The 26021-nt window shown below is 71.5% G+C and carries 23 protein-coding genes and 2 pseudogenes; 12 read left to right on the top strand and 13 right to left on the bottom strand.

The window, feature by feature from the left end; translation table 11 throughout:
* Nucleotides 1–38 precede the first annotated feature (38 nt).
* Together OHB56_RS30190 and OHB56_RS30195 are read left to right on the top strand one after the other, a co-directional pair.
* Nucleotides 39–1667, top strand: coding sequence for an IS200/IS605 family accessory protein TnpB-related protein (locus OHB56_RS30190; RefSeq protein ID WP_406359242.1), 1629 nt, complete (start codon nucleotides 39–41; stop codon nucleotides 1665–1667).
* 26 nt (nucleotides 1668–1693) lie between these two features.
* Nucleotides 1694–2491, top strand: coding sequence for a maleylpyruvate isomerase family mycothiol-dependent enzyme (locus tag OHB56_RS30195; protein WP_406356670.1), 798 nt, complete (start codon nucleotides 1694–1696; stop codon nucleotides 2489–2491).
* Between the two features lie 86 nt (nucleotides 2492–2577).
* Here the strand turns inward: OHB56_RS30195 and OHB56_RS30200 are convergent, their stop codons facing one another.
* From OHB56_RS30200 to OHB56_RS30235, 8 genes and pseudogenes are all read right to left on the bottom strand, one after another.
* Nucleotides 2578–3312: an LAETG motif-containing sortase-dependent surface protein gene (locus tag OHB56_RS30200; protein WP_406356671.1), complete on the bottom strand. Its 735-nt coding sequence runs from the start codon at nucleotides 3310–3312 to the stop codon at nucleotides 2578–2580.
* 147 nt (nucleotides 3313–3459) lie between these two features.
* Nucleotides 3460–3639 (bottom strand): annotated as a pseudogene (locus tag OHB56_RS30205) (Rossmann fold nucleotide-binding protein); the annotation flags it as partial.
* 10 nt (nucleotides 3640–3649) lie between these two features.
* Nucleotides 3650–3883: pseudogene (locus OHB56_RS30210) on the bottom strand (Rossmann fold nucleotide-binding protein); the annotation flags it as partial.
* Nucleotides 3884–4064: 181 nt separating this feature from the next.
* On the bottom strand, nucleotides 4065–4472 hold the full coding sequence (locus OHB56_RS30215) for a VOC family protein (protein WP_406356673.1): 408 nt from the start codon (nucleotides 4470–4472) through the stop codon (nucleotides 4065–4067).
* A 141-nt stretch (nucleotides 4473–4613) separates the two neighbouring features.
* The gene (locus OHB56_RS30220) at nucleotides 4614–6035 is read right to left on the bottom strand and encodes a hypothetical protein (protein ID WP_406356675.1); all 1422 of its coding nucleotides are present in this window, start codon (nucleotides 6033–6035) and stop codon (nucleotides 4614–4616) included.
* Nucleotides 6017–6766 carry an ATP-binding cassette domain-containing protein gene (locus OHB56_RS30225; protein WP_326754970.1) on the bottom strand — a complete coding sequence of 250 codons (750 nt, stop codon included), beginning with the start codon at nucleotides 6764–6766 and terminating at the stop codon, nucleotides 6017–6019. The genes OHB56_RS30220 and OHB56_RS30225 overlap by 19 nt, the downstream gene beginning before the upstream one ends.
* Nucleotides 6767–7017: 251 nt before the next feature.
* Complete coding sequence (locus OHB56_RS30230) at nucleotides 7018–8391, bottom strand: aspartate aminotransferase family protein (RefSeq protein ID WP_326754971.1); 1374 nt, start codon at nucleotides 8389–8391, stop codon at nucleotides 7018–7020.
* Nucleotides 8392–8393: 2 nt separating this feature from the next.
* Nucleotides 8394–8912 (bottom strand): Lrp/AsnC family transcriptional regulator, encoded by a 519-nt coding sequence (locus tag OHB56_RS30235; protein ID WP_326754972.1) that lies wholly within the window; start codon nucleotides 8910–8912, stop codon nucleotides 8394–8396.
* A gap of 181 nt (nucleotides 8913–9093) precedes the next feature.
* Here OHB56_RS30235 and OHB56_RS30240 point away from each other — a divergent pair, with 181 nt between their 5' ends.
* Complete coding sequence (locus OHB56_RS30240) at nucleotides 9094–10533, top strand: gamma-aminobutyraldehyde dehydrogenase (RefSeq protein ID WP_055593113.1); 1440 nt, start codon at nucleotides 9094–9096, stop codon at nucleotides 10531–10533.
* A 208-nt stretch (nucleotides 10534–10741) separates the two neighbouring features.
* On the top strand, nucleotides 10742–11269 hold the full coding sequence (locus OHB56_RS30245) for a hypothetical protein (RefSeq protein ID WP_406356678.1): 528 nt from the start codon (nucleotides 10742–10744) through the stop codon (nucleotides 11267–11269).
* 24 nt (nucleotides 11270–11293) lie between these two features.
* On the opposite strand, the gene OHB56_RS30250 is transcribed toward OHB56_RS30245, so the two are convergent.
* Together OHB56_RS30250 and OHB56_RS30255 are read right to left on the bottom strand one after the other, a co-directional pair.
* Nucleotides 11294–11980 carry a glycerophosphodiester phosphodiesterase gene (locus OHB56_RS30250; RefSeq protein ID WP_406356680.1) on the bottom strand — a complete coding sequence of 229 codons (687 nt, stop codon included), beginning with the start codon at nucleotides 11978–11980 and terminating at the stop codon, nucleotides 11294–11296.
* Between the two features lie 71 nt (nucleotides 11981–12051).
* Complete coding sequence (locus OHB56_RS30255) at nucleotides 12052–13128, bottom strand: adenosine deaminase (RefSeq protein ID WP_406356681.1); 1077 nt, start codon at nucleotides 13126–13128, stop codon at nucleotides 12052–12054.
* Between the two features lie 152 nt (nucleotides 13129–13280).
* On the opposite strand from OHB56_RS30255, the gene OHB56_RS30260 reads away from it, so the two are divergent.
* Entirely contained in the window at nucleotides 13281–14201 is a 921-nt protein-coding gene (locus OHB56_RS30260; protein ID WP_406356683.1) for a hypothetical protein, read from the top strand.
* A gap of 351 nt (nucleotides 14202–14552) precedes the next feature.
* Here the strand turns inward: OHB56_RS30260 and OHB56_RS30265 are convergent, their stop codons facing one another.
* Entirely contained in the window at nucleotides 14553–15185 is a 633-nt protein-coding gene (locus tag OHB56_RS30265) for an NADAR family protein (protein ID WP_406356684.1), read from the bottom strand.
* A gap of 195 nt (nucleotides 15186–15380) precedes the next feature.
* Between OHB56_RS30265 and OHB56_RS30270 the strand changes: the two genes are divergently transcribed.
* The 7 genes from OHB56_RS30270 (at nucleotide 15381) to OHB56_RS30300 (ending at nucleotide 23168) form a co-directional block, all read left to right on the top strand.
* A complete protein-coding gene (locus OHB56_RS30270) occupies nucleotides 15381–16916 on the top strand; it encodes a gamma-aminobutyraldehyde dehydrogenase (RefSeq protein ID WP_406356685.1) in 1536 nt (511 codons plus the stop codon).
* A gap of 48 nt (nucleotides 16917–16964) precedes the next feature.
* Nucleotides 16965–18212: a PotD/PotF family extracellular solute-binding protein gene (locus OHB56_RS30275; protein WP_406356686.1), complete on the top strand. Its 1248-nt coding sequence runs from the start codon at nucleotides 16965–16967 to the stop codon at nucleotides 18210–18212.
* Between the two features lie 4 nt (nucleotides 18213–18216).
* Nucleotides 18217–19383 carry an ABC transporter ATP-binding protein gene (locus tag OHB56_RS30280; RefSeq protein ID WP_326754980.1) on the top strand — a complete coding sequence of 389 codons (1167 nt, stop codon included), beginning with the start codon at nucleotides 18217–18219 and terminating at the stop codon, nucleotides 19381–19383.
* Entirely contained in the window at nucleotides 19383–20330 is a 948-nt protein-coding gene (locus OHB56_RS30285; RefSeq protein ID WP_406356689.1) for an ABC transporter permease, read from the top strand. Before OHB56_RS30280 ends, OHB56_RS30285 begins: the two co-directional genes overlap by 1 nt.
* Nucleotides 20330–21130 carry an ABC transporter permease gene (locus tag OHB56_RS30290; protein WP_326754982.1) on the top strand — a complete coding sequence of 267 codons (801 nt, stop codon included), beginning with the start codon at nucleotides 20330–20332 and terminating at the stop codon, nucleotides 21128–21130. The genes OHB56_RS30285 and OHB56_RS30290 overlap by 1 nt, the downstream gene beginning before the upstream one ends.
* Before the next feature lie 5 nt (nucleotides 21131–21135).
* A complete protein-coding gene (locus OHB56_RS30295; protein WP_406356691.1) occupies nucleotides 21136–22539 on the top strand; it encodes an NAD(P)/FAD-dependent oxidoreductase in 1404 nt (467 codons plus the stop codon).
* A 173-nt stretch (nucleotides 22540–22712) separates the two neighbouring features.
* The gene (locus OHB56_RS30300) at nucleotides 22713–23168 is read left to right on the top strand and encodes a hypothetical protein (RefSeq protein ID WP_406356693.1); all 456 of its coding nucleotides are present in this window, start codon (nucleotides 22713–22715) and stop codon (nucleotides 23166–23168) included.
* Between the two features lie 322 nt (nucleotides 23169–23490).
* Here the strand turns inward: OHB56_RS30300 and OHB56_RS30305 are convergent, their stop codons facing one another.
* Nucleotides 23491–24126 carry a phosphatase PAP2 family protein gene (locus OHB56_RS30305; RefSeq protein ID WP_326754985.1) on the bottom strand — a complete coding sequence of 212 codons (636 nt, stop codon included), beginning with the start codon at nucleotides 24124–24126 and terminating at the stop codon, nucleotides 23491–23493.
* Between the two features lie 473 nt (nucleotides 24127–24599).
* Nucleotides 24600–25934 (bottom strand): 4-aminobutyrate--2-oxoglutarate transaminase, encoded by a 1335-nt coding sequence (gene gabT / locus OHB56_RS30310; protein ID WP_326754986.1) that lies wholly within the window; start codon nucleotides 25932–25934, stop codon nucleotides 24600–24602.
* Nucleotides 25935–26021 lie beyond the last annotated feature (87 nt).

Consider the following 26021-nt stretch of genomic DNA (forward strand, 5'->3'; position numbering starts at 1 on the left):
GTGAGCAGGGCATGGCGATCTGGCGGAGGGGTGTGGGGATGGGCGGTCTGCGGGAGCTTGCGGCGCCGTTTGTGGTGCCCGGCCCGTCGGGGGTGGCCCTCCGTACCCGGCTCAAGCAGCTCACGGCCGTTGATGAGGAGGTGCTGCGGCGGGTGGGCGCGCATCTGGGCGCGCTGGCCTGTCGTGACCTGAAGACGCGCTGCCACGACGGCCTGGAGCACGACGCGCAGGCGTGGGCGGTGCGCAAGCGGGACCTGACCCCTGTGTCGTCGGCCCGGTGGGCGGGCGCGATCACGAAGGCGACGCATGAGCAGTGGGCGCTGGCCCGCCGCGGCGCGCTCGCCCACCTCCAGTCCCTGCAGGCGGGGGTGCGGATGCTGCGGCACCGGCTGGCGCTGCCGCTCGGCCAGAAGGGGTCGAAGAAGGCGCCGGGCGGGTACCGCAGTCGGCGGGAGTGGCACGCCAAGGCCCGCCGCCTGCAGGTTCTGGAGGACCGGCTGGCGCGGGAACGCACCGCCTGGCAGGCCGGAAGGGTGCACGTGGTGCGCGGCGGCAGGCGCCTGGCCCGGATGCGGCACCAGCTGCCCGCCGCACGGCTCACCCAGGCGCAGTGGCGTGCACGCTGGGAAGCGGCACGCTGGTTCCTGCGGGCGGACGGGGAGTCCGGCAAGCGATTCGGGAACGAAACGATCCGCATCAGCCCGGACGGCCAGGTGAGCATCAGGCTGCCCGCCCCCCTCGCCGGGCTGGCGAACGCCCCGCACGGCCGGTACGTGCTCACCGGCCGGATCCGGTTCGCGCACCGGGGGCCGGAGTGGGCCGACCGCCTGGCGGCCAACCGGGCCGTCGCCTACCGCATCCACCACGACACCGCCCGGGGCCGCTGGTATGTGACCGCGTCCTGGCAGAAACCCGCGTCCCCGGCGGTTCCCCTGGCGGCGGCGCTGGCCGACGGGGTGATCGGGGTCGACATGAACGCCGACCACCTGGCCGCCTGGCGCCTGGACGTGCACGGCAACCCGACCGGCAGCCCGCGCCGCTTCTTCTACGACCTGTCCGGCACCGCCGACCACCGCGACGCCCAGCTCCGCCACGCCCTGACCCGGCTGCTGCACTGGGCCCGCACCTGCGGGGTGCGGGCGATCGCGGTGGAGGACCTGGACTTCACCGCGGAGAAGACCCGCGAGAAACACGGCGGCAGGAAACGGTTTAGGCGGCTGGTCTCCGGCCTGCCCACCGGACGGCTCCGCGCCCGCCTCGTCTCGATGGCCGACGCCACCGGCATCGCGATCGTCGCCGTGGACCCGGCCTACACCTCGAAGTGGGGCGCCCAGCACTGGCAAAAACCGCTGACCAGCAGCACCCGTAAGACCACCCGGCACGATGCGGCGAGCATCGCGATCGGGCGACGCGCCCAGGGGCATCCCCTCCGGCGTCGGACGACACCGCCCCGTGCACACCGGAGTGATGTGCACGGGCATCGGACCGTCCAGGCCGGACCGGATGCCCCCGGGCGTGAGGAACCCCGCCGCCGCGTTCCCGGACCACGGACACGATCCGTGCCGCCGGACGCGGAGCGAACGCGGGCGACCAGGACACCCAACACCGTTCGGGGCGTCCGCGGTGAGCAGGAATGGGTCCAGGACCCATTCCTGCTCACTGACTAGGAACGGTCCTGTCTAGGGTGAGCGGCATGACCTCCCTCGCGCACGACCGCTACTGTGACGAAATCGCCGACCAGGCAGGACGATTGCGGTCCGTGGTGACCTCGGGCGCCGATCTGGACGGCACGGTGCCCACCACACCGAAGTGGTCCCTGGAGGAGCTCGTCCGGCATGTCGGCGGCGCTCTGCGCTGGGCCGCGCTGATGGTGCGCACCCGGGCCGGGGAGGAGATCCCCGAGGAGCGGGTGCCGGGATTCGACGGGCCCGAGGTACGGGGCGACCCCGCCGCGCTGGACGCGTGGCTGGCCGAGTCGGGTGACCTGCTCGTCGAGGCGCTGCGGGAGGCCGGGCCGGACGCCGAGGTGTGGAGCTGGGCGGGAATCCGCAATGCCGGATTCTGGGCCCGCCGTATGACGCACGAGATGACGGTCCACCGCGCGGACGCGACCCTCGCCGCCGGACTGCCCTACGAGGTCGCGCCCGATGTCGCCGCCGACGCGATCGACGAGTGGCTGGAGATCGTGCAGTGGGCGCAGCGGACGCTGCCGGAGGACACGGCGGGAGAGCTGCGCGGCCCGCACCGGAGCATCCATCTGCACGCCACCGACACCGGCCCGGAGGTGAACGCGGAATGGAGCATCGAGCTGACCGAGGAGGGCGTTTCCTGGCACCGCGGCCACGAGAAGGCCACGGTCGCCCTTCGCGGCCCGCTGACCTCCGTGCTCCTCGCCTTCTACCGCCGGCTGCCGCTCGACGCACCCGAGGTGGAGGTGCTGGGCGACCGGGAGCTGCTGGAGTTCTGGCTGGAACGGGCGACGTTCGGGTGAGGTGAACCGCCGGGAGAGGCGACGGCTCCCGCACGGTGATGGCCCGCCCCTTCCGGGACGGGCCATCACCTCACCTCCTCGAGGCGTCAGCTGTCGCTGTTCGCCCCGCGACGGCGCATGCCGAAGAAGACCGCACCGCCACCGACGGCGACCAGGGCCGCCGCGATACCGGCGATCAGGCCGGTGTTGGAGTCGGCGCCGGTCTCAGCGAGGTTCGACTCACCGACGGCGGGCGACGGAGCGTTGTCCGAGGTGTCCGCCGGAGCGGTGGTCTCGGGCTCGGACTCCGACGGATTCGGCGTGCCGGGCTCGTCCTCGCCCTCGTCCTCGGGCGGGGTCGAGGCGGAGTCCGACGGCGTCGGAGCGGGCTCCGACGGAGCCGGAGGCTCCTCCTCTCCCTTGCAGGCCGTGGCCGGGGTGGTCAGGTTCGGCTTGATGTCCTCGTCCACGTAGGGCTTGGCCTTGACGTGGATGCGGTACTCGGCGTTGGGCTGCCAGTCCTCCTCGAAGGTGATGGTCACACCCTCACGGGAACCCTTGACGACCTGCTCGCCGACCTTCTTCTCGTCGGCACCGTTGTTCTCCAGGAACACGGTGACGGTGGCGGGAACGCCCGCCGGGTCGACGTCGGTGACGGTGATGACACCCTTGTCACCGACGCACTTCGCCTCGGCCGAGAACTCGTTGATGTTGCACGCGGCCGCGCTGCCGGCGAGGCCGACGGTGAGTGCGGCCGACGCGGAGACGACACCGAGGGCGCGTACGGTGCGTGCGACGGTACGGCGTGAGGCCGTACCGCGTGATACGGACAGAACTGTCACGTTTGTCCTTTACGGGATGCGCAAATGCGGGGGGCTGAGGGAGTGTTGATGCAGCATCAGCACTCCCATGAGGCTCCCAGGTCTATAAGCGCCGCATAAGTAGTGTCAACGCATATGCCGACAGCAGGTCATCACTTTGCCGATTCGTTAACTGCCCAGGCGTTTCAACGCCTCCGGAGCCTTCTCGATCCGGTCGACCAGGGTGATGCGCGCCTCCATCGAGTGCTCCCGGGCGAGCGACTGGAGCAGCGGCCAGGCGGGCAGCCTCTCCGTCCGGTGCGCCCGGTTCACCAGCACCATCGGGGTCGGGTCGCCGTGCGACTCGTAGGTGAGGGCGTCCGGGGTACGGGGCGAAGGGGAGCCCCGGGACGGGTGGGAGGACCAGGGGGCCGTCGGTACGGAGCCTGTCGGTCGCCTCCGGTCGCTTCCGGCAGCCGAGGAAGACGGCGCCGGCGGTGTCCGCGGCGAGCAACTCCCGTGTCCGGTCGGTCGGATCCAGGGACTGGATCCGGAACCCGGCGAGAGTGCCGCGGGCCGAGACGATCGCGTCGAACTCCTCGAGCGTCTCGATCTCGTGGTCACCGTGGTTGCCGTGAGAGGCGGCATGGGCGGGAGTCGTCTTCCCCCGCTCGTGCCGGGAGGTGGACCGCCGGGAGGTGGACCGCGGCGGGAGGCCCGGGTACCGGAAGCCCGGGTACCGGAGGTTCCCGGCCGCCGCGGCCCTCCCGGCCCGGCTCGGCCCAGGTCCGTCCTCAGCCCTCCAGTGCGGACGAGTCCATCCACACGATCTCCCAGGTGTGGCCGTCCAGGTCGTCGAAGGCGCGGCCGTACATGAAACCCTGGTCCTGGGTCTCCCCGCTGACCGAGCCGCCCGCCGCGAGGGCCTTCTCGACCAGCTCGTCGACCTTCTCGCGGCTCTCGGAGCTCAGGGCCAGCAGCACCTCGCTGGTCCTGGTGGAGTCGGCGATCTCCTTCTTCGTGAACTCCGCGTAGCGCTGCTTGGTGTGCAGCATCACGATGACGGTGTCGCCGATCACGACGGAGGCGGTGTTCTCGTCGCTGAACTGTTCGTCGAGCTTGTAGCCGAGCGCCGTGAAGAACTTCTTCGATGCGTCGAGGTCGTCGGCGGCCAGGTTCACGAAGATCATCTGCTGCGTCATGGGGGGTGCCTCTCCCGTGGGTCTGCCGGTTCCTGAGCGGTTCCGTGCCGTGTCGTTCGAGGGGGTAGACCGGCGCAGCGTACGGAACTCATCGCCCGCGGAGATTTTCTTCGGGGCTCCGGGGTCGGACGGTGCGCGGCCTCACAGGGCCAGGGACAGCGCCGACAACTGGGCCACGATCACGGTCAGCGGGCCGAACAGGGCGACGAGTGTGCCGGCCCTGAGTGCCGCGGCCCGGCGCGGTGTCGAGGCGGGAGCCCCGAGACGCAGCAGCGCGGCCGTGGTGCCGGCGTGCGCCTGTTTGGCCTCGACGGCGGCCGTCAGCAGCGTCGCCACGGTGCAGCCGGTCACCAGGAGCACGCCGAGCAGGGCGAGCGGGCCGACCGACCGGCCGTCGGCGTAGTACAGCGAGCCCAGGGCGTACGCGCCCGACAGCACGGCGCAGACCACGCCCAGCGGACGGCCGATCCTGGTGGCCTCCGTCATGAGGAGCCGTCCGGCCAGCAGGCGCAGGGCACCCGGGCGGACCGACTGGAGCAGCCGGCCGCACAGATGGGTGAGGCCGGGACCGGCCAGGGCCAGCCCGACGGCGGCCAGCACCGGACCGGCCGGTGTGCCGGGCCGGTCGCCGGTCACGGCGCCGACGCCGGTACGGCTCGTGTAGGCCCCCACGGCCAGGCCCACGGCCAGGACCGCGATGCCCCAGGGGAGACCGGACGGTGCCCTGCCGGCGCCGGACGCCGGGACCGCGGCCGCCGGATCGGGGTCGTCCTGCGTGCCGTGCGGCCCGTGCGCCCGCTCGGGGTCCTGCCCCGGAAGATCCGCCCGCAGCCGATCCTGCTGTGCCTGTGTCTGTGTCTGTGTCTGTAGTGGTGCCTGTGCCTCCTCCGGCGTTCGCTGCCGGGCGGCGGACGGGCGGCGGCCGTGGGCCGCCGTCTCCAGGTGTCTGCCGAAGCGTCCGTACGCCCCGAACGTCTCCCGCGCGGCCGTGGCACGGTACGCGCCGAAGCGGCCGTACGCCGTCCGCCCCGAACGGGACGGTCCCGCCGCCCGCTCTCGCGGGCGCAGCGCCAGCGCCACCGCCACCGAGGCGCTCCCCGGCACCAGCGTCAGCAGGGTCAGGGTCGCCGGGAGCGGCAGCGGCCGGCCGGCGGCCAGGAAGTCGGTGCCGGAGCCGTCGAAGGGAGTGCCGGCGAGGTCGCCGCGCAGGTGGAGGAAGACGAGCAGCGCGGTCACCGACCCCAGCGCGCAGGTCAGGGCCGTGGTCGTCGCGGAGATCGTCATCAGCCGGACCGGGCCGAGGCCGAGCGCCGAGAGCCCGGACCGGGGCCTGGTTCCCGGGTCGGTCCGGGCCACCGTGACCGCGAAGTACACCGTGGCTACCAGCGGGGCCGCGCACCAGGCCAGCCGGAGCAGCGAGGCGGACGGCGCGCCCGGGGGGCCGAGCGCGTGGCCGAGGGCGCACAGCAGCAGAAAACCCGTGCCCGCCGAGGCCGCGGCGACCAGGAAGCGGCGCAGCTGGACGGCCGGACGGGCACCTCGGGTCAGACGGAGAGCGAGCACGCGGCCCGGCCCTCCGTCTCGGCGGTCCCGGAGACCGGAGGCAGGTGTACGGTGCGCACCCGGCGCCCGTCGAGCAGCGACACCGTGCGGTCGGCGAGGGCCGCGGTGTCCGCGTCGGCGGTGGCGAGGAGCACCGTGATGCCGTGCGAACGGGCCGCCGTGGTCAGCGTGCGCAGGACGTGCCGCCGGTCGGCGCGGTGCAGCGGGGCGGTCGGCTCGTCGGCGAACAGCACCGAGGGAGCCGGGGCGAGTGCGCGGGCGATGCAGACCCGCTGGCGCTCCGCGTGCACCAGGTCCCCGGGGTGCTTGCGGGCCTTGTCGCCGACGTCGAGCCGCTCCAGCCACTCCAGGGCGGTCGCCCTGGCCGGGCGGCGGGCGATGCCGCGCAGCATCAGGGGAAGGGCGGCGTTCTCCCAGACGTTCAGCTCGGGGACGAGCACCGGCGTCGGGTCGATCCAGCCGAAGCGCTCCCGGCGCAGCCGCTCGCGTGCGGCCGTGCGCATGGTGTGCACGGGCACGCTGTTGAACCAGATCTCGCCGCCCGCCACGGGCACCAGGCCGGACAGGCACCGCAGCAGGGTCGTTTTTCCGCTGCCTCGCGGGCCGCCGACGGCGAGGATCTCGCCCTCCCCGACGCCGAGCGAGACCCCGCTCAGCCCGGGTGAGCCGTCGTTGTGCCGGAAGCGCAGGGCGCGTGCCCAGAGCACGTCGTTGTCCGGTGGGGCCACCATGGCGTACACCTCGGTTCGGATCAGAAATGCCGTGCGAGATTCGTGAATCCCCCATGCGGGGGAACGAAAGCAGAGCCGATCGGTCACTGGGCACGCTAGGCAGCACGCGACGGGACGCCGGACAGCACGCGGCCCCGGACCGCCGTTTCTCACTCGAACGGGCGGCACCGGGGCCGTGTTCGGTCATTCCAACCGAAGATCACAGCGGGAGACCACGGTGGAAGCTCACGGCTGAAGAGCGCGGCGCGGGATCACAGCTTCGTCCATGCCTCCTCCAGGGTGGCGCGCAGGATCTGCTCGATCTCGTCGAACGTCTCCTGGTCGGAGATCAGCGGCGGGGCGAGCTGGACGACCGGGTCGCCGCGGTCGTCGGCACGGCAGTACAGGCCGTTCTCGTACAGCTTCTTGGACAGGAAGCCGTACAGGACGCGCTCGGTCTCGGCGTCGTCGAAGGTCTCCTTGGTGTGCTTGTCCTTGACCAGCTCGATGCCGTAGAAGAAGCCGTTGCCGCGGATGTCGCCGACGATCGGCAGGTCGTACAGCTTTTCCAGCGTGGAGCGGAAGGCGCCCTCGTGGTCCAGTACGTGCTGGTTGAGGCCCTCGCGCTCGAACAGGTCGAGGTTGGCGACGCCCACCGCGGCCGAGACGGGGTGGCCGCCGAAGGTGTAGCCGTGCAGGAAGACGTTGTCACCCTGGTAGAACGGCTCGGCGAGGCGGTCGGAGACGATGCAGGCGCCGATGGGGGAGTAGCCGGAGGTCATGCCCTTGGCGCAGGTGATCATGTCCGGTACGTAGCCGAACTTGTCGCAGGCGAACGTCGTGCCCAGGCGGCCGAAGGCGCAGATGACCTCGTCCGAGACGAGCAGGACGTCGTACTGGTCGCAGATCTCGCGGACCCGCTGGAAGTAGCCGGGCGGCGGCGGGAAGCAGCCGCCGGCGTTCTGCACCGGCTCGAGGAAGACCGCGGCGACCGTGTCCGGGCCCTCGAAGAGGATCTGCTGCTCGATCTGGTCGGCGGCCCAGCGGCCGAACGCCTCCGGGTCGTCGCCGTGGATCTGGGCCCGGTAGATGTTGGTGTTCGGCACCTTGTGGGCGCCCGGCACCAGCGGCTCGAACGGGGCCTTCAGAGCCGGCAGGCCGGTGATCGACAGGGCCCCCTGCGGGGTGCCGTGATAGGCCACCGCGCGGGAGATGACCTTGTACTTGGTCGGCTTGCCGGTCAGCTTGAAGTACTGCTTGGCGAGCTTCCAGGCGGTCTCCACCGCCTCGCCGCCGCCGGTCGTGAAGAAGACCTTGTTCAGGTCGCCCGGCGCCTCGTGGGCCAGCCGCTCCGCCAGTTCCACGGCCTTGGGGTGGGCGTAGGACCACACCGGGAAGAAGGACAGTTCCTGTGCCTGCTTGAAGGCGGTCTCGGCGAGCTCGACCCTGCCGTGCCCCGCCTGGACGACGAACAGCCCGGCGAGACCGTCGAGGTACCGCTTGCCCCGGTCGTCGTAGATGTGGGTGCCCTCGCCGCGGACGATGGTGGGCACGGGGGAGTTCTCGTACGAGGACATGCGGGTGAAGTGCATCCACAGGTGGTCGTACGCGGCCTTGCTGAGGTCCTTGGGGCTGTCGGTGCTCACGATTATCGGGTTCCCCACATATAGGTCTGCTTCTTGAGCTTGAGGTAGACGAAACTCTCGGTGGAGCGCACGCCGGGCACGGCCCGGATGCGTCGGTTGATGACCTCCAGAAGGTGGTCGTCGTCCTCGCAGACGATCTCGACCATGAGGTCGAAGGAGCCCGCGGTCATCACCACGTACTCGCACTCGTCCATGGCGCTCAGCGCGTCGGCCACGGACTCCACGTCACCCTCGACGTGGACGCCGACCATCGCCTGCCGGCGGAAGCCCACCGTGAGCGGGTCCGTGACGGCGACGATCTGCATCACGCCCTGGTCGAGCAGCTTCTGGACGCGCTGGCGCACGGCCGCCTCCGACAGGCCGACGGCCTTGCCGATGGCGGCGTAGGGCCTGCGGCCGTCCTCCTGGAGCTGCTCGATGATGGCGAGGGAGACGGCGTCCAGGTGGGGACCGCCGCCGTTCCTGGACTCGCGGGAGTCCTTGGGTTCTGCGCTTCGACTGGCCACACGGTCACTGTGCACGAGGTCTCGATCGTTCCGCAAGGCGCATTCGATGAAATCCGTTGTTACGAGGGTTAATGTTTGCGGATTTCGCAGACTTGGGGTGGTCGGGGGTGTTGAATGCGTCAGAGGTCCGTCTAGGGTGGGTGTCTCAGAGGTTGGACACCTCGGACACCCACGAGGAACACCGGGAGGACCTGCAGTGAGCACCGAACTGCGACGTCTGCGCAACTACATCGGCGGCGCGTTCCGTGACGCCGCCGACGGACGGACCACCGAGGTGGTCAACCCCGTGACCGGCGAGGCGTACGCGACCGCGCCGCTGTCCGGACAGGCCGACGTGGACGCCGCGATGGCGGCCGCCGCCGAGGCCTTCCCCGGCTGGCGCGACGCCACGCCGGCCGAGCGGCAGAAGGCCCTGCTGAAGGTCGCGGACGCCATCGAGGAGCGCGCCGAGGAACTCATCGCGGCCGAGGTGGAGAACACGGGCAAGCCCATCGGGCTGACCCGCACCGAGGAGATCCCGCCGATGGTCGACCAGATCCGCTTCTTCGCGGGCGCGGCGCGGATGCTGGAGGGCCGCTCGGCCGGCGAGTACATGGAGGGGCTGACCTCCATCGTGCGCCGTGAACCGGTCGGCGTCTGCGCCCAGGTCGCCCCCTGGAACTACCCGATGATGATGGCCGTGTGGAAGTTCGCCCCGGCGATCGCGGCGGGCAACACGGTCGTCCTCAAGCCCTCGGACACCACCCCGGCCTCCACGGTCCTGCTCGCCGAGATCCTCGGCTCGGTCCTGCCGACGGGCGTCTTCAACGTCGTCTGCGGCGATCGCGACACCGGCCGCATGATGGTCGAGCACGAGACCCCGGCGATGGCGTCCATCACCGGTTCGGTGCGGGCCGGCATGCAGGTCGCCGAGTCCGCCTCCAAGGACCTCAAGCGCGTCCACCTGGAGCTGGGCGGCAAGGCGCCGGTCGTCGTCTTCGAGGACACCGACATCGCCAAGGCCGTGGAGGACATCTCCGTCGCGGGCTTCTTCAACGCCGGCCAGGACTGTACGGCCGCCACGCGCGTCCTCGTCCACGAGTCGATCCACGACGAGTTCGTCACCGCCCTCGCCAAGGCCGCCGCCGACACGAAGACGGGTGCCCCCGACGACGAGGACGTCCTCTTCGGTCCGCTCAACAACGCCCACCAGCTGGCCCAGGTGGAGGGCTTCGTCGACCGGCTGCCCGCGCACGCGCGCGTGGAGGCCGGCGGCAGGCGCGTCGGCGACAAGGGCTTCTTCTACGCGCCCACCGTGGTCTCGGGCCTGAAGCAGGACGACGAGATCGTCCAGAAGGAGGTCTTCGGCCCGGTCATCACCGTCCAGACCTTCACCGACGAGGACCAGGCCGTCGCGTACGCCAACGGCGTCGAGTACGCGCTGGCCTCCTCGGTGTGGACCAAGGACCACTCCCGGGCGATGCGCATGTCCAAGAAGCTCGACTTCGGCTGCGTGTGGATCAACACCCACATCCCGCTGGTCGCGGAGATGCCGCACGGCGGCTTCAAGAAGTCCGGCTACGGCAAGGACCTCAGCGCCTACGGCTTCGACGACTACACGCGCATCAAGCACGTGATGACGTCGCTCGACGCGTAGCCGGTCGCGACCGGTCCCGCCCGGGCGGCGGAGCCGCATGCCGGTTCGGCCCCGCGCCCCTTCCGGGCGCGGGGCTTCTTGCGTGCGCCGGCCGGTGCGCGGTGCGCGGTGCGCGGCGAGTGGCGAGCGCGAGAAGTGCGCGGAGTACGGAGGGAGTTCACTCGACCCCGGTTTTTGAACGCGTTCAACAATGGCGTATGTTGCCGTCATGAGCGACAGAGCCGCCCTGCTCAAGGGCATTCGCGCCTGGCTGGTCTTCTTCGTCGTCTGCCTGGTGCTCAGCGGCGCCACGGCCTTTCCCCTGGTCCACGAACTGCGCTGGACCGAGGAGGCGCTCCGCTCCCTGGGGGTACCGGAGCACCTTCCCGCCCTCATGGAGTGGATCGAGCGGGTCCGGGACGGACTCGACACCGCCGACGCCGAGTATCCGTTCCTCCTCTACGGCACCGACTGGCTGGCCTTCGCCCACCTCGTGATCGCCGTCGCCTTCTACGGCCCCTACCGCGACCCGGTCCGCAACATCTGGATCGTCGAGTTCGGCATGATCGCCTGCGCCGGCGTCATCCCGCTCGCCCTCGTCTGCGGCCCGGTCCGCGGCATCCCCTTCTGGTGGAGCGTCATCGACATGGCGTTCGGGGTGTTCGGCGTGATCCCGCTGTACGCCGTACGCAAGAAGATCAAGCGGCTGGAGGCATTTGCCCCGTACGCCGTGCCGCCCCTCGCGTCCTCGGCGTGATCCGCCGGACGGCTCCTGCCGGCCCTACCGGGCGGCGCGCAGGGCGCACAGGAGGTCGATGCGGTTGGTGGTGATCGAGTCGGCGCCCAGCGCCAGCAGGCGGCGCAGGGAGCGGCGGGTGTCCGGGGTCCACACGGAGAGCAGGTAGCCGTCCGCGTGGACCCGGTCGGCGAGGGCCCGGTCGACCAGGCTGAAGCGGTAGTTCAGCCAGCGCGGCCGGATCGCCTCCAGAAGGCCGGCGCGCGGCGGGGCCAGCGACGTGCAGGTGAGGGCGATCTCGGCGGACGGGTCCGCCGCGCGGACGGCGAGCATGGCGGCGGCGCCCGCGCAGTAGTGGACGCGGTCCCGGGCGCCGTGCTCCCGTACGGCGTCCACGATCCGGCGCACCGCGCGAGGGGAGGGACCGCCCGGCAGGTCCAGCATGACCCTGCTGCCCTCGGTCGCCGACAGCGCGTCCGGGAGCGTGGGCACCTCGCCGTCGGTCAGACCGCGCACCTCCTCCCAGGACAGCGACCGCAGCGGGCGGTCGTGCCCCCAGAGCCGCTTCAGCGTCTCGTCGTGCAGCAGGACCGGCACGCCGTCCCGGGTGAGGCGTACGTCGAACTCCACCGCGTCCGCGCCCTTGTCGAGCGCGGAACGCAGCGAGGCGAGCGTGTTCTCGCGGACGTGGTACGGGTCGCCGCGGTGGGCCACGGCGGTCACGTGGTGCATGGCGGCCCTTCGCGGGGTCGGTTCACTTGCCGGTTCACGGGACGACCGGTCCACCGCGGCGGAGGACGGACTCACCGCAGCGGCCGGGAGGCGAACCAGGACGTGGTGTAGGCGTCGATCTCGGCCGCCAGCCGTGCCTTGCCCGGCGCGTCCAGGAACGACGCCTCCACCGCGTTCTTCGCCAGCGCCGCCAGGCCCCGCTCGTCGAGGTCCAGCAGCCGCGCGGCGACCACGTACTCGGTGTTGAGGTCGGTGCCGAACATCGGCGGGTCGTCGGAGTTGACGGTGACCAGCACACCCGCGCGGACGAAATCCTTGATCGGGTGCTCGTCGAGGTCCGCGACCGCGCGGGTGGCGATGTTGGAGGTGGGGCACACCTCCAGCGCGATACGCCGCTCGGCGAGGTGCGCGAGCAGTTCGGGGTCCTGGGCGGCGCTGGTGCCGTGCCCGATCCGCTCCGCGCGCAGGTCGACCAGGGCGTCCCACACCGTCCCGGGGCCGGTGGTCTCGCCGGCGTGCGGCACCGAGTGCAGGCCCGCGGCGATGGCCCGGTCGAAGTACGGCTTGAACTGTGGCCGGGGCACCCCGATCTCGGGTCCGCCCAGGCCGAAGGAGACCAGGCCCTCCGGGCGCAGCCGGTCGTCGGTGGCGAGCCGGGTGGTCTCCTCGGCGGCCTCCTGGCCGGCCTCGCCGGGGATGTCGAAGCACCAGCGGAGCACGGTCCCCCACTCGGACTCGGCCGCCTTGCGGGCGTCCTCGATCGCCTCCATGAACGCCCGCTCGTCGATCCCGCGGCGGGTCGACGAGAACGGGGTGATCGTCAGCTCGGCGTACCGCACCTGCTGCCGGGCCAGTTCACGCGCCACCTCGTAGGTGAGCAGCCGGACGTCCTCGGGTGTGCGGATCAGGTCGACGACGGACAGGTACACGTCGATGAAGTGGGCGAAGTCCGTGAAGGTGAAGTAGGCGGCGAGCGCCTCGGGATCGCTGGGGACCTTGGAGTCGGGGTGGCGGGCGGCCAGCTCCGAGACGATGCGGGGGGAGGCGGAACCGATGTGGTGCACGTGCAGTTCGGCCTTGGGCAGTCCGGCGATGAAATCGTGCGGGCCGCTGCCCGCCTCGGCGGACGAGGCGAGGCGTTCGGTCATGGTCCCTCCCCGGGAGCGGCGTCCCCGGCCGGGGTGCGGCGGGACGCGGGTGATCGGCTGATCGGTGGATCGAGGATCATCGTAGGCCGGGCACGCACGGGGCGGGGGCGGGCCGTACGATGACGGGACGTTCGACGGAGGGGGTCCAGCGTATGGCCGACGACGCACAGGCGCCGCAAGCGCGGGGGAACCCGGCGGGCGGTACTCCGCCCCGGGACCCGCATGCTCATGACGACGTCTGGGCGGAGCCGGCGGACAGCAGGGCCGCGCAGGCCCAGCCGCCCCAGAGCCCGCCGCGGGACGTGGCGCCGCCCGAGCCGACCCAGGTGGATCTCGGCAGTCGGGGCGCGACCGGACCGTCGGGCTCCGCCGGAGTCACCGACCCGTTCGCCCTCCCGGAGTTCGATCCGCCGGCCCCCGCCCCGAGTACGTCCGCTGCCGCCGGCACGCCCCCGGCCTCCGGCGCCCCGTCCGCTCCCCCGGCGCCTTCCGCGCACGACCAGCGGACGGTCACGTCCTTCCCCGCGACGGGCGCCCCGGCCGCCGGCCCGGCCTCGCCGTCCGCCCAGCCCTGGGCCGACCCCTCCACCCCGTCCGCTCCCGCAACGCCCGCCGGTCACGGCACCGTGGTCCCCAACCCCTTCGCGCCCCCGGCCGCCGAGCCGGTCCCGCCACCATCCCTCGCCCCCGGCGGCCCCGGCCGGGCGTCGTACGGCTACCCGGGCGGCCCCCAGGGCGGTTACGTCCATTCGGCCGCGCAGCCGTCCGGTTACGCCGGTATGCCCGGCCAGGGCTACTACGGCTGGACCGGCATGCCTCCGCAGCCCGCCAACGGCATGGGGGTCACCGGACTCGTGCTCGGGATCATCTCGGCCGTCATCTTCTGCCTCTGGCCGCTGGCCGTCGGGCTCGGCGTCCTCGCCGTGATCTTCAGTGCCCTGGGCCGGGGCAAGGCCGCCCGCGGTGAAGCCACCAACCCGGGCCATGCCCTGGCCGGTCTCATCTGCGGCTGGGCCGGCATCCTCCTGGGCGCCTGCTTCGGCATCCTCGTCCTCACCACGCCCTACTGGTAGGACCTCTCGTCCGGATCATGCGGGGCTCGCGGGCCCGGCACCTGATCAGGACCGCCCGGCCCGGCCCGATCCCAACGGAGGACCCGGCCCGCGCCCCGGCCCTCACCCGCGCCGACGACCGGGCCCGGGCAGGCACGCGCGACCTCCGTCGGGGCCCGCGAGACGGACCTCGCCCGGTTCGCCCGGTCGGCCCGGCCCGGACCGACCCCGGCCACCGTCCGTGCCCGGATGCTCGTGGCGTAGCGCCGGCCGCATCCGGGCGGCTCTCACCCGGTCACGCGGCCGGGTGCGGTCCCGGTGCGCCGGTCCGGACGTCCGGACCCTCACCGCGGCCGGCCGGACCGGAGCCGCTCAGGAGTCCGTCCCGGCCCCGGCCTCCCGGAGGCGGGTGCGGGCCCGCATCAGGGCGAAGCCCAGAAGGTTCGCGCCGCGCCACTGGGCGGGGTCCGACGCCCTCTCGTTCTTCGCCCCGAGCCCGATGCCCCAGACGCGGTCCCTGGGGCTCGCCTCGACCAGGACGCGGTCGCCCGTGTTCAGCAGGAAGGCGCGCAGGTCCGCGTGGGCGGCGAACTTGTGCGTGCTGCCCTCGACGACGACACGGAACCGCTCGCGCCGCCAGGTCGCCTCGTCGAAGTGCCGGACGAGGCGGCCCTCCTTCTTCGCGTCGGCGGGGTGCCCTGCGGCCAGGATCTTCCGTTCCGCCTCCGGGTCTGCAAAGATCCGGGCCTTGGCCGCCATCATCCAGTGCTCGGCGGTCTTGTAGGTCGCGCCGTCCACCGTGAACGGCGACGGCCACCACTGGCTCAGGCAGCCCGCCCCGATCCGGCCGTCGGGCAGGGGCTGGTGCCCCCAGAAGTGCAGGTACTTGATCCGCTCCCCGGTCGCCACTGCCGCGATCAGGGCCTCCCGGGAATCGATCGCCCCGGCTCCCACCGCGGTCGCAGCCTTCTCCATGCCCTTCTCGGCCTCCGTGTTCATCCCCATGCGCGCGAGTTTCGCAGGCAGCACCGACAATCGGCCTGTCCTTTCCGTGCTCGCACAACGCCCCGCCGACAGATTTCGTTGCTTAACCAAATGGAAACAACGGAATCACTTGTTGGCATCGCATGCCTCTGTCAGGATCGGCACTCAAATCGAGCTGGCGCCACGCCGCCCCCTCGGGAAACGGAGGAGAGCGACATGCAGCACCCCGGCAACGCCACCCCGGAACGATTTCCGGCGCGGGAACGATTCGCCGACGGGGCGCAGTTCATCGCGGGACGCCTGACGAAGGGCACCTCGGGCCGTACGCACACGGTCGTCGACCCGGCCACCGGCGAGGACGTGTACACCTACGAACTCGCCGGCACCGACGACGTGGACGCGGCCGTCGCCGCCGCGCGGAAGGCGTTCGGGGCGTGGGCCGGCGCCACCCCGGGCGAGCGGTCCGACGCGATGCACCGGTTCGCCGCCGTGGTCGCCGAGCGCGCCGAGGACTTCGCCCGCGCCGAGTCCCTGCAGTGCGGCAAGCCCCTGAAGCTGAGCCGGGAGTTCGACGTCCCCGGGAGCATCGACAACATCGCCTTCTTCGCCGGCGCCGCCCGGCACCTCCAGGGCCAGTCGGCCGGCGAGTACTCCGGCGACCACACCTCCTACGTGCGCCGCGAACCCATCGGCGTCGTCGGCTCCGTCGCACCCTGGAACTACCCCCTCCAGATGGCCGCGTGGAAGATCCTCCCGGCGATCGCCGCGGGCAACACGATCGTCCTCAAGCCCGCCGAGATCACCCCGCTGACCTCGCTCCTCTTCGCCCGGGCCGCCACCGACGCCGGCATCCCGGACGGTGTGATCAACATCGTCACCGGCACCGGCCGGGAGGCGGGCGAGCACCTCGTCGGCCATCCCGACGTGGCCATGACCTCCTTCACCGGCTCCACCGCCGTGGGCAGGAGGGTCGCCGCCGTCGCCACCGCCACCGTCAAGCGCGTCCACCTCGAACTCGGCGGCAAGGCGCCCTTCGTCGTCTTCGACGACGCCGACCTCGACGCCGCCGTCAACGGAGCGGTCGCGGGCGCGCTCATCAACACCGGCCAGGACTGCACGGCCGCCACCCGCGCGTATGTGCAACGCCCCCTCTACGAGGCGTTCGTGGAACGCACCGCCGCGCTCATGGAGACCGTGCGGCTCGGCGACCCCTTCGCCGCCGGGACCGATCTCGGCCCGCTGGTCTCGCACGCGCAGCGCGAGAGGGTGGCCGGTTTCGTCGACCGGGCGCGCGCCTACGCGCGCGTGGTGACCGGCGGCCGGGCTCCGGGCGGGGAACTCGCCGCCGGCGCGTACTACCGGCCCACCCTGATCGCCGGCGCCCCGCAGGACAGCGAGGCCGTACAGGCCGAGATCTTCGGACCGGTGCTGGTCGTCCTGCCCTTCGGCACCGACGACGAGGGCATCGCGCTCGCCAACGACACGCCGTACGGACTCGCCGCCTCCGCCTGGAGCCGGGACGTGTACCGGACCGGCCGCGCCACACGCGAGATCAGGGCCGGGTGCGTGTGGATCAACGACCACATCCCGATCATCAGCGAGATGCCGCACGGCGGTTACCGGGCGTCCGGCCACGGCAAGGACATGTCCGCGTACTCGTTCGAGGAGTACACCCAGCTCAAGCACGTCATGTTCGACAATACGGCGGCGGTCCGCAAGGACTGGCACCGCACGATCTTCGGGGACCGATAGAAACCGGGCCGACCGACCGACGGCCTCACTCCGAAAGGCACCACGCGTATGGAGCAGTACGAGCCCGACCGCCTTTCCCCGGCCCAGGTGGCCGCCGTGCGGCGCAGCTTCCGCAACGGCAGGGCGGCCCTGGCGCGCCGGTCCCTGCTGCGCGCCTCCGCGGGCGGCGCGCTCGCGTTCGGCGGCGTCGGGGCGCTGAGCGCCTGCGGCATCCCCCCGGCGGGCAGCACCCAGGGCGGCGTATCGGCCGAGGACCACTCGGAGAAGGAGAAGAGCGTCGCCTTCTCCAACTGGACCGAGTACATGGACGTCGACGACAGCGGGCGCGAACACCCCACGCTGGACGCGTTCACCGAGCGGACCGGCATCAAGGTCACGTACACCGAGGACATCAACGACAACACCGAGTTCTTCGGCAAGGTCAAGCCGCAGCTCGCCGCCGGCCAGGACACCGGCCGCGACATCGTCGTCCTCACCGACTGGCTGGCCGCCCGCCTGATCCGGCTCGGCTGGGTGCAGAAGCTGGATCCGTCCCACCTGCCGCACGCCTACGCCAACCTGTCGTCGCAGTTCCGCAGCCCCGACTGGGACCCGGGCCGTGCCTACTCCTACCCCTGGCAGGGCATCGCGGCCGTCATCGCCTACAACAAGAAGGCGCTCGACGGCGTCGAGGTGAAGACGCTCTCCGACCTGCTGGACAACCCGAAGCTCAAGGGGCGCGTCGGCCTCCTCACCGAGATGCGCGACACCATGGGTCTGGCCCTGCTCGACATGGACAAGGACCCGGAGAAGTTCACCGCCGACGACTACGACGCGGGGATAGCCCGCCTCCAGAAGGCCGTCGACCAGGGGCAGGTCCGCCGCTTCACCGGCAACGACTACACCTCCGACCTCAGCAAGGGCGACTTCGCCGCGTGTGTCGCCTGGGCCGGCGACATCGTCCAGCTGAAGGCGGACAACCCGGACATCGACTTCCTGATCCCGGACAGCGGCTACATGACGTCCAGCGACAACCTGATGATCCCGAACAAGGCCCGGCACAAGACCAACGCCGAGCGGCTCATCGACTACTACTTCGAGCCGCGGCCGGCCGCCGAGCTCGCCGCCTACATCAACTTCGTCTGCCCGGTCGACGGAGTGAAGGACGAGCTCGCGAAGATCGACGAGGACGCGGCGAACAACCCGCTGATCCTCCCCGACCAGGCCATGCAGGCCAAGTCCCGTTCCTTCCGCTCCCTGAGCGCCGAGGAAGAGACGGCATTCGAAGCGAAGTTCGCGAAGCTCACGGGGGCGTGACGAGATGAAGACGACGCACGACACGGCCGCCCACGGCGGGGACGTCCGCCTCACCGGCCTCGGCAAGACCTACGGCTCGTTCACCGCCGTCCACCCCCTCGACCTGACCGTGCCCGAGGGTTCCTTCTTCGCCCTGCTCGGCGCGTCCGGCTGCGGCAAGACCACCACCCTCAGGATGATCGCCGGCCTGGAGGAACCCACCGCCGGCACCGTCCGTCTCGGCGACCAGGACGTCACCGCGCTCCCGCCGTACAAGCGGCCGGTGAACACCGTCTTCCAGTCCTACGCCCTCTTCCCGCACCTCGACATCTTCGAGAACGTCGCCTTCGGTCTGCGCCGGCGCGGCATCAGGAGCGTCAAGAAGCAGGTGGGCGAGATGCTGGAACTCGTCCAGCTCGGCGAGCAGGCCCGCAAGAAGCCGCACCAGCTCTCCGGCGGCCAGCAGCAACGGGTCGCCGTGGCCCGCGCCCTGATCAACCACCCGAAGGTACTGCTGCTCGACGAGCCGCTCGGCGCCCTCGACCTGAAACTGCGCCGTCAGATGCAGCTGGAGCTCAAACGCATCCAGACCGAGGTCGGCATCACCTTCGTGCACGTCACGCACGACCAGGAGGAGGCCATGACCATGGCCGACACGGTCGCGGTGATGAACGGGGGCCGCGTCGAGCAGCTCGGCCCGCCCAGCGAGCTGTACGAGAACCCGCGCACCACGTTCGTCGCCAACTTCCTCGGCACGTCCAACTTCATCGAGGCCGACGTCGACACCAGGTCGGGCGACGACATCGTGCTGAAGGCGGGCGGCGGCAAGCTCGTCCTGCCCTCGGCGCGCAACAGCGGCCCCACGGCGGCCGGCGGGAAGGTGCTGCTCGGGGTGCGCCCGGAGAAGATCTCCCTCGTCCCCGCCGACGACGCCGGACGCATACCCGAGGGCCGCAACCGGATCACCGGCCGCATCTCCGACTCCAGCTACCTCGGTGTCTCCACCCAGTTCGTCGTCGACAGCCCGGTCTGCACCGCGTTCGAGGTCTACGTCCAGAACATCGACCGCGACCACCGGCTGGCGCCCGGCGCCGAGGTCGTCCTGCACTGGGACCCGGCGCACACCTTCGGTCTTGACGCCGCACAGGATGCGGACGCCGGTGTGGAAACCGTCGGGGAGGAGGCCGTCTGATGGCCACCGTCACCCAGTCGCCGCCCCCGCCCCCGCCCCCGGCGCCGGCCCCGGCGCAGGCCCCGCGGGCGAAGCCGCCGCGGAGGCGGGGCCGCCGGACGCCGTATCTGCTCCTGCTGCCCGGCCTGCTGTGGCTGTTCGTCTTCTTCGCACTGCCGGTGATCTACCAGGCCTCCACCTCCGTCCAGACGGGCTCCCTGGAGGACGGCTACGAGGTCACCTGGCACTTCGCCACCTACTGGGACGCACTGTCCGCGTACTGGCCGCAGTTCGTCCGCTCGGTGCTCTACGCGGCCTCCGCGACCGTGCTGTGCCTCGTGCTCGGCTACCCGCTGGCGTATCTGATCGCCTTCCGCGCGGGACGCTGGCGGAACCTGATCATGATCCTGGTGATCGCGCCGTTCTTCGCCAGCTTCCTGATCCGCACCCTCGCCTGGAAGACGATCCTCGCCGACAGCGGCCCCGTGGTCGAGATCCTCAACGCGCTGCACGTACTGGACGTCACCTCCTGGCTCGGCTGGACCGCCGGCGACCGGGTGCTGGCCACCCCGCTCGCCGTCGTCTGCGGTCTGACGTACAACTTCCTGCCGTTCATGGTCCTTCCGCTCTACACCTCCCTGGAGCGCATCGATCCCCGGCTGCACGAGGCGGCGAACGACCTGTACGCCAGGCCCTCGACCACCTTCCGCAGAGTCACCCTCCCGCTGTCGATGCCGGGCGTCGTCTCCGGCACGCTGCTGACCTTCATCCCGGCCACCGGCGACTACATCAACGCGGACCTGCTCGGCTCCACCGACACCCGCATGATCGGCAACGTGATCCAGACGCAGTTCCTGCGCATCCTGGACTACCCGACGGCCGCGGCGCTCTCGTTCATCCTGATGGCCGCGATCCTGTTCGCGGTCACGGTCTACATCCGTAAGTCCGGCACGGAGGATCTGGTGTGATGACCTTCGTCAACTGGCTCAAGCGCCGTCTCGTCGTCATCGCGGGACTGCTGACGCTCGGGTATCTGCTGCTGCCGGTCGTGGTGGTGGCCGTGTTCTCGTTCAACAAGCCCAAGGGCCGCTTCAACTACGAGTGGCAGGAGTTCTCCACGGACGCCTGGAGGGACCCGTGCGGGGTCTCCGGCCTGTGCGGCTCGCTGTCGCTCAGCCTCCAGATCGCGCTGTGGGCCACTCTCGGCGCCACCGTGCTCGGCACCATGATCGCCTTCGCGCTGGTCCGCTACCGCTTCCGCGCCCGCGGCGCCGTGAACTCGCTGGTCTTCCTGCCGATGGCGATGCCCGAGGTGGTCATGGCGGCATCGCTGCTGACCCTGTTCCTCAACATGGGCGTCCGGCTCGGCTTCTGGACGATTCTCATCGCCCACGTCATGTTCTGCCTCAGCTTCGTCGTGGTCGCCGTCAAGGCACGCGTGATGTCGATGGACCCGCGCCTGGAGCAGGCCGCCCAGGACCTGTACGCCGGTCCGGCCCAGACGTTCCTGAGGGTCACCCTGCCGATCGCCGCCCCCGGCATCGCGGCGGGCGCGCTCCTCGCCTTCGCCCTGTCCTTCGACGACTTCATCATCACCAACTTCACCTCGGGTTCCACCGTCACCTTCCCGATGTTCGTCTGGGGCGCCGCGCAGCGCGGAACCCCGGTACAGATCAACGTCGTCGGCACGGCCATGTTCGTCGTCGCCGTCCTGCTGGTGCTGGTTTCCATGACCGTCGGCAACCGCCGCAAGCGGCAGAAGGCGTGAAGACCATGAGCCGTTGGGCGAAATCCCTCGCCGATGCCCGGCCGACCGCGTACTGGCTGGACGACCCCGGCCGGCCGGAGCCCCGGCCCGCCCTCACCGGCGCCGAGACCTGCGACCTGCTGGTGGTGGGCGGCGGATACAGCGGGCTGTGGACGGCACTGATCGCCAAGGAACGCGACCCGGACCGGGACGTCGTCCTGGTGGAGGGGCGCGAGGTGGGCTGGGCCGCCTCGGGCCGCAACGGCGGATTCTGCGCCGCCTCCCTCACCCACGGCCTGGCCAACGGCCTGGCCCGCTGGCCGGACGAGATCCACCGGCTGGAGCGGCTGGGCGCGCGCAACCTCGACGCCATCGAGGAGACGGTCGCCCGCCACGCCATCGACTGCGCATTCGAACGCACCGGCGAACTCGACGTCGCCACCGAGCCCTACCAGGCACGCGAACTGCGCGACTGGTACCGGGAGATCGACCGCCGGGGCCTCGCCGACGGCGTCGACCTCCTCGACACCGACGCGGTCCGCGCCCAGGTCGACTCACCCACCTTCCTGGCCGGCCTCTGGGACCGCCGGGGCGTGGCCATGCTCCACCCGGCGAAACTCGCCTGGGGGCTCAAGCGGGCCTGCCTCGACCTCGGCGTCCGCGTGTACGAGCACACCCCCGCCCTCACCCTGCGCCCGTACGGCGCCGGGATGTCCGTCCGCACCCCCTACGGGCAGATCCGCGCCCGCACGGCCGCCCTCGGCACCAACATCTTCCCCAGTCTGGTCAAACGGGTCCGCCTCTACACCGTCCCGGTCTACGACTACGCCCTGATGACCGAGCCGCTCACCGACGGACAACTGGCGTCCGTGGGCTGGAGGAACCGGCAGGGACTCGGCGACAGCGCCAACCGGTTCCACTACTTCCGGCTGACCGCCGACCAGCGCATCCTGTGGGGCGGCTACGACGCGGTCTACCCGTACGGCGGGCGGGTGCGGGCCGAGTACGACGACCGGCCACAGACGTACGCGAAGCTCGCCGACCACTTCTTCACCTGTTTCCCGCAGTTGGAGGGGGTCCGCTTCACCCACGCCTGGGGCGGCGCGATCGACACCTGCTCCCGCTTCTCGGCGTTCTACGGCACCGCCCACCGGGGCAGGGTCGCCTACGTGGCCGGCTTCACGGGGCTCGGCGTCGGCGCCACCCGCTTCGGCGCCGAGGTGATGCTGGACCTGCTGGCGGGGGAGCGCACCGAGCGCACGGAGCTGGAAATGGTGCGCAGGAAGCCGCTGCCGTTCCCGCCCGAGCCCTTCGCCTGGACCGGCATCGCGCTCACCAAGTGGTCGCTGGCGCACGCCGACACCCACGAGGGCCACCGGAACCTGTGGCTGCGGACGATGGACAGGCTGGGGCTGGGCTTCGACAGCTGAGAGCGGTTCCCGGCGGCGTGGCCGGCTTTCGGCATGGGTGACCGGATTTCGACGGGCGTGATCCGGTTCACTCCCCTTGGGTGCCGAAACCCGCGTAATGCCCGGCGGAAAGCTTCCTCTCCTCCTCGTGACGCGACCTTCCCGCGTCCACGGCAGAGAGGCAGGCGTTTGTGATGACAGGGACGAAGCCGGCGATCGAGTGGCTCTCCTCGGTCGCACCCGATCCCGAGGCGTGCCGCTGGGAGTGGGAGCGCAACCCGCACGGGGTGGCGCTGCTGCCGGCCGGCAAGGCGTGGGACGTGCTGATCCTGCCGGGCGAGCTCGGCTACCCCACGCTCGACGTGCTCACCCGCGTCCTCGGCCGGCCCGGCCCGGTGCTGGTCGACTTCGGTGACGCGCGGATGGGTTTCCTCGTGCCGCCGGGCACCGCGGCCCGCTGGGTCGGCACCGGTATCCGTACGGCGGGGGACGGCACCTGGATCGTGGTGCCGTATCCGGGCCGCGCGTCGGCCGGCGGGACGCGCTGGCTGGTCCCGCCGGACGGCTCGGGCACGCTCACCGACCCGGTCCTGCTCGAACTGGCCATGCACGAGGCGGCGGCGGGGCTCGCCGGGCGGGAGGAGGCGTAGCCGACAGGACGACGGATCAGTGGCAGAGGCTTTGACGACCCGAGGGGCCCGGACCGACGCGAAGGCGCTCCGTCTCCCACCTTCCTTTCTCGTTCCCCCGTACCCGGAGGCAGTCGTGGACCGCCGCAGACCGTTCCAGCCGTTCGGTCCGCTCGCCGTGCCCGTCATCGCGGCTCCCGCCGCGTCCGGTATCCCGCCGGGCGCCCGTGCGGCCGACGCGGCCTCCCTCAGGAACGGCGGCTTCGCATCCGGCCTCGACGACCGGACCTGCACAGCTGGACTCCCCGTGTGCGCTCCCCGCCCCCGTCCGCGGCGCCTGCGGCTACGTCGGCCGGCCGGCCGACTGCCGGTCGGCGGCTGTTGGACGGCTGCTCCGGCCGGCCGACAGCCACAGGCAGATCAGCAGTACCGCCCCCAAACACCAACTGGCCGCCACGTCCAGCGGCCAGTGGTAGCCCCGGCGCACCAGGCCGTAGGAGGCGCCGGCGACCAGGGCGGCACAGAGCAGCAGAAGCGCGCGGCGGACCGCCGGTGAGCGCAGCAGCGGGACGAGGAGCAGGGCCGCCGCACCGTACGCGACGACGGCGGTGGCGGTGTGGCCGGAGGGGTAGTAGCCGACCGCCGGGGGTACGGCCGGGGTGCCGGGGCGGTCGGTCCAGGCCTTCAGGGGCACGACGAGCACCGGCACCAGGACCATCGCCACGGCTCCGGCCGCGGGCGGCAGCCACCAGCGGTCCCGGCCCGTGGCACGCCCCTGCCACGCGACGTACGCCAGAGCGGACACCAGGACGGGCACGGCCACCTCGGTGTTGCCGAGGTCGGCGAGCAGCTCGGAGGCCCGGTCCGGCCGGAGGAGCACCCTGCTCAGCCGTTCGTCCAGATCCACCAGGGGGCCGTCGGCGACGACCTGCCAGGTGATCAGCGCGAAGACGAGAACGGGAGGTCCGAGCAGCAGCATGGTGCACAGCTTCGCATTCGCGGACGCGCCGCCGTTCGCGGCGGCAGGTCCCGGAGCACGCCGAAGGGCCAGTGCAAGGGGGGTGAGCACTGGCCCTTCGGGAGACGGCCTGCCGCGCGTGACGCGTGGACTGCCATCCGGATCGGAACGCCGCGCGCCCCGGGGGGTGTGGGGCGGGCGGCCGTCCGATCGTGAGGAGACCCGAAACCCGGGGGCTCCGGTTGTGTGCGCGAGGGCACGACCAGGGCGAAGCTGGGGAGGCCTCGGCCCGTACCGCTCACAGTTCCCTGTGAGCGGGTGTATCTCTTGTCCCGGTAGAACCTACGGCAGGGGGTGGGCCCGGGACAGGGCCAACAGGCTCCTGCCATCCACCCCGCACACGTTCTTCACACGCTCCGCCGCTCGCGCCCCGGCGGTACCACCGGGGCGGCTCAACCGCTCCGGTGACGGCTCAGATGTGCACGCATGCCTGTTCAGAGGCGTGCGAACGCCTGCTCGAGGATGTCCAGGCCCTCGTTCAGCAGGTCCTCGCCGATGACCAGCGGCGGCAGGAAGCGCAGCACGTTGCCGTAGGTGCCGCAGGTCAGGATCAGCAGACCCTCCTGCTGGCAGGCCTTGGCCAGTGCCGCCGTCGCCTCCGGGTTCGGCTCCTTGGTCGCACGGTCCTTGACGAGCTCGATGGCGATCATGGCGCCGCGGCCGCGGATGTCACCGATGAGGTCGAACTTGTCGGCCATCGCGGTCAGACGGGTCTTCATGACCGCCTCGATCGCCTTCGCCCTGGCGTTGAGATCCAGCTCCTTCATCGTCTCGATGGCGCCGAGCGCACCCGCACAGGCCACCGGGTTGCCGCCGTAGGTGCCGCCGAGGCCGCCGGAGTGGGCCGCGTCCATGATCTCGGCGCGTCCGGTCACGGCGGAGAGCGGAAGTCCACCGGCGATGCCCTTCGCGGTCGTGATCAGGTCCGGGACGATGCCCTCGTCCTCACAGGCGAACCACTGGCCGGTGCGGCAGAAGCCGGACTGGATCTCGTCGGCGACGAACACGATGCCGTTGTCCGCGGCGAACCTGCTGATCGCGGGCAGGAAGCCCTTGGCCGGCTCGATGAAGCCGCCTTCGCCGAGGAGCGGCTCGATGACGATCGCGGCCACGTTCTCCGCACCGACCTGCTTGGAGATCTGGTCGATGGCCTGGGCGGCGGCCTCCGGGCCCGCCTGGTCGGCGCCGGTCGGCCAGCGGTAGCCGTAGGCGACCGGAACGCGGTACACCTCGGGCGCGAACGGCCCGAAGCCCTGCTTGTACGGCATGTTCTTCGAGGTCAGCGCCATGGTGAGGTTGGTGCGGCCGTGGTAGCCGTGGTCGAACACCACGACCGCCTGCCGCTTGGTGTAGGCCCGCGCGATCTTGACGGCGTTCTCGACGGCTTCGGCGCCGCTGTTGAACAGGGCCGACTTCTTGGCGTGGTCGCCCGGGGTCAGCTCGGCGAGTGCCTCGGCCACGGCCACGTACCCCTCGTACGGCGTGACCATGAAACAGGTGTGCGTGAAGTCGGCGAGCTGGGCGGCGGCACGGCGTACGACGGCCTCGGCGGAGGCGCCGACCGAGGTCACCGCGATGCCCGAGCCGAAGTCGATCAGCCGGTTGCCGTCGACGTCCTCGATGATCCCGCCGTCCGCGCGCGCGGCGAACACGGGCAGTACGGAGCCCACGCCCTGGGCGACCGCGGCGGTACGGCGGGCCTGCAGCTCCTGCGACTTCGGGCCCGGGACGGCGGTGACGACGCGGCGCTCCTGCGGAAGTGCGGTCATGAGGGGCTCCTGGGGGGTGTAACGGACACTTGCCTTCTTTTCTCGCAGGCTAGGGCGGGGAGAGCAGACTGGGCATGCTCCATGTGG

Origin of the sequence: Streptomyces sp. NBC_01635, from assembly GCF_045209715.1 — a bacterium.
GTDB classification, from domain to species: Bacteria; Actinomycetota; Actinomycetes; order Streptomycetales; family Streptomycetaceae; genus Streptomyces; species Streptomyces hirsutus.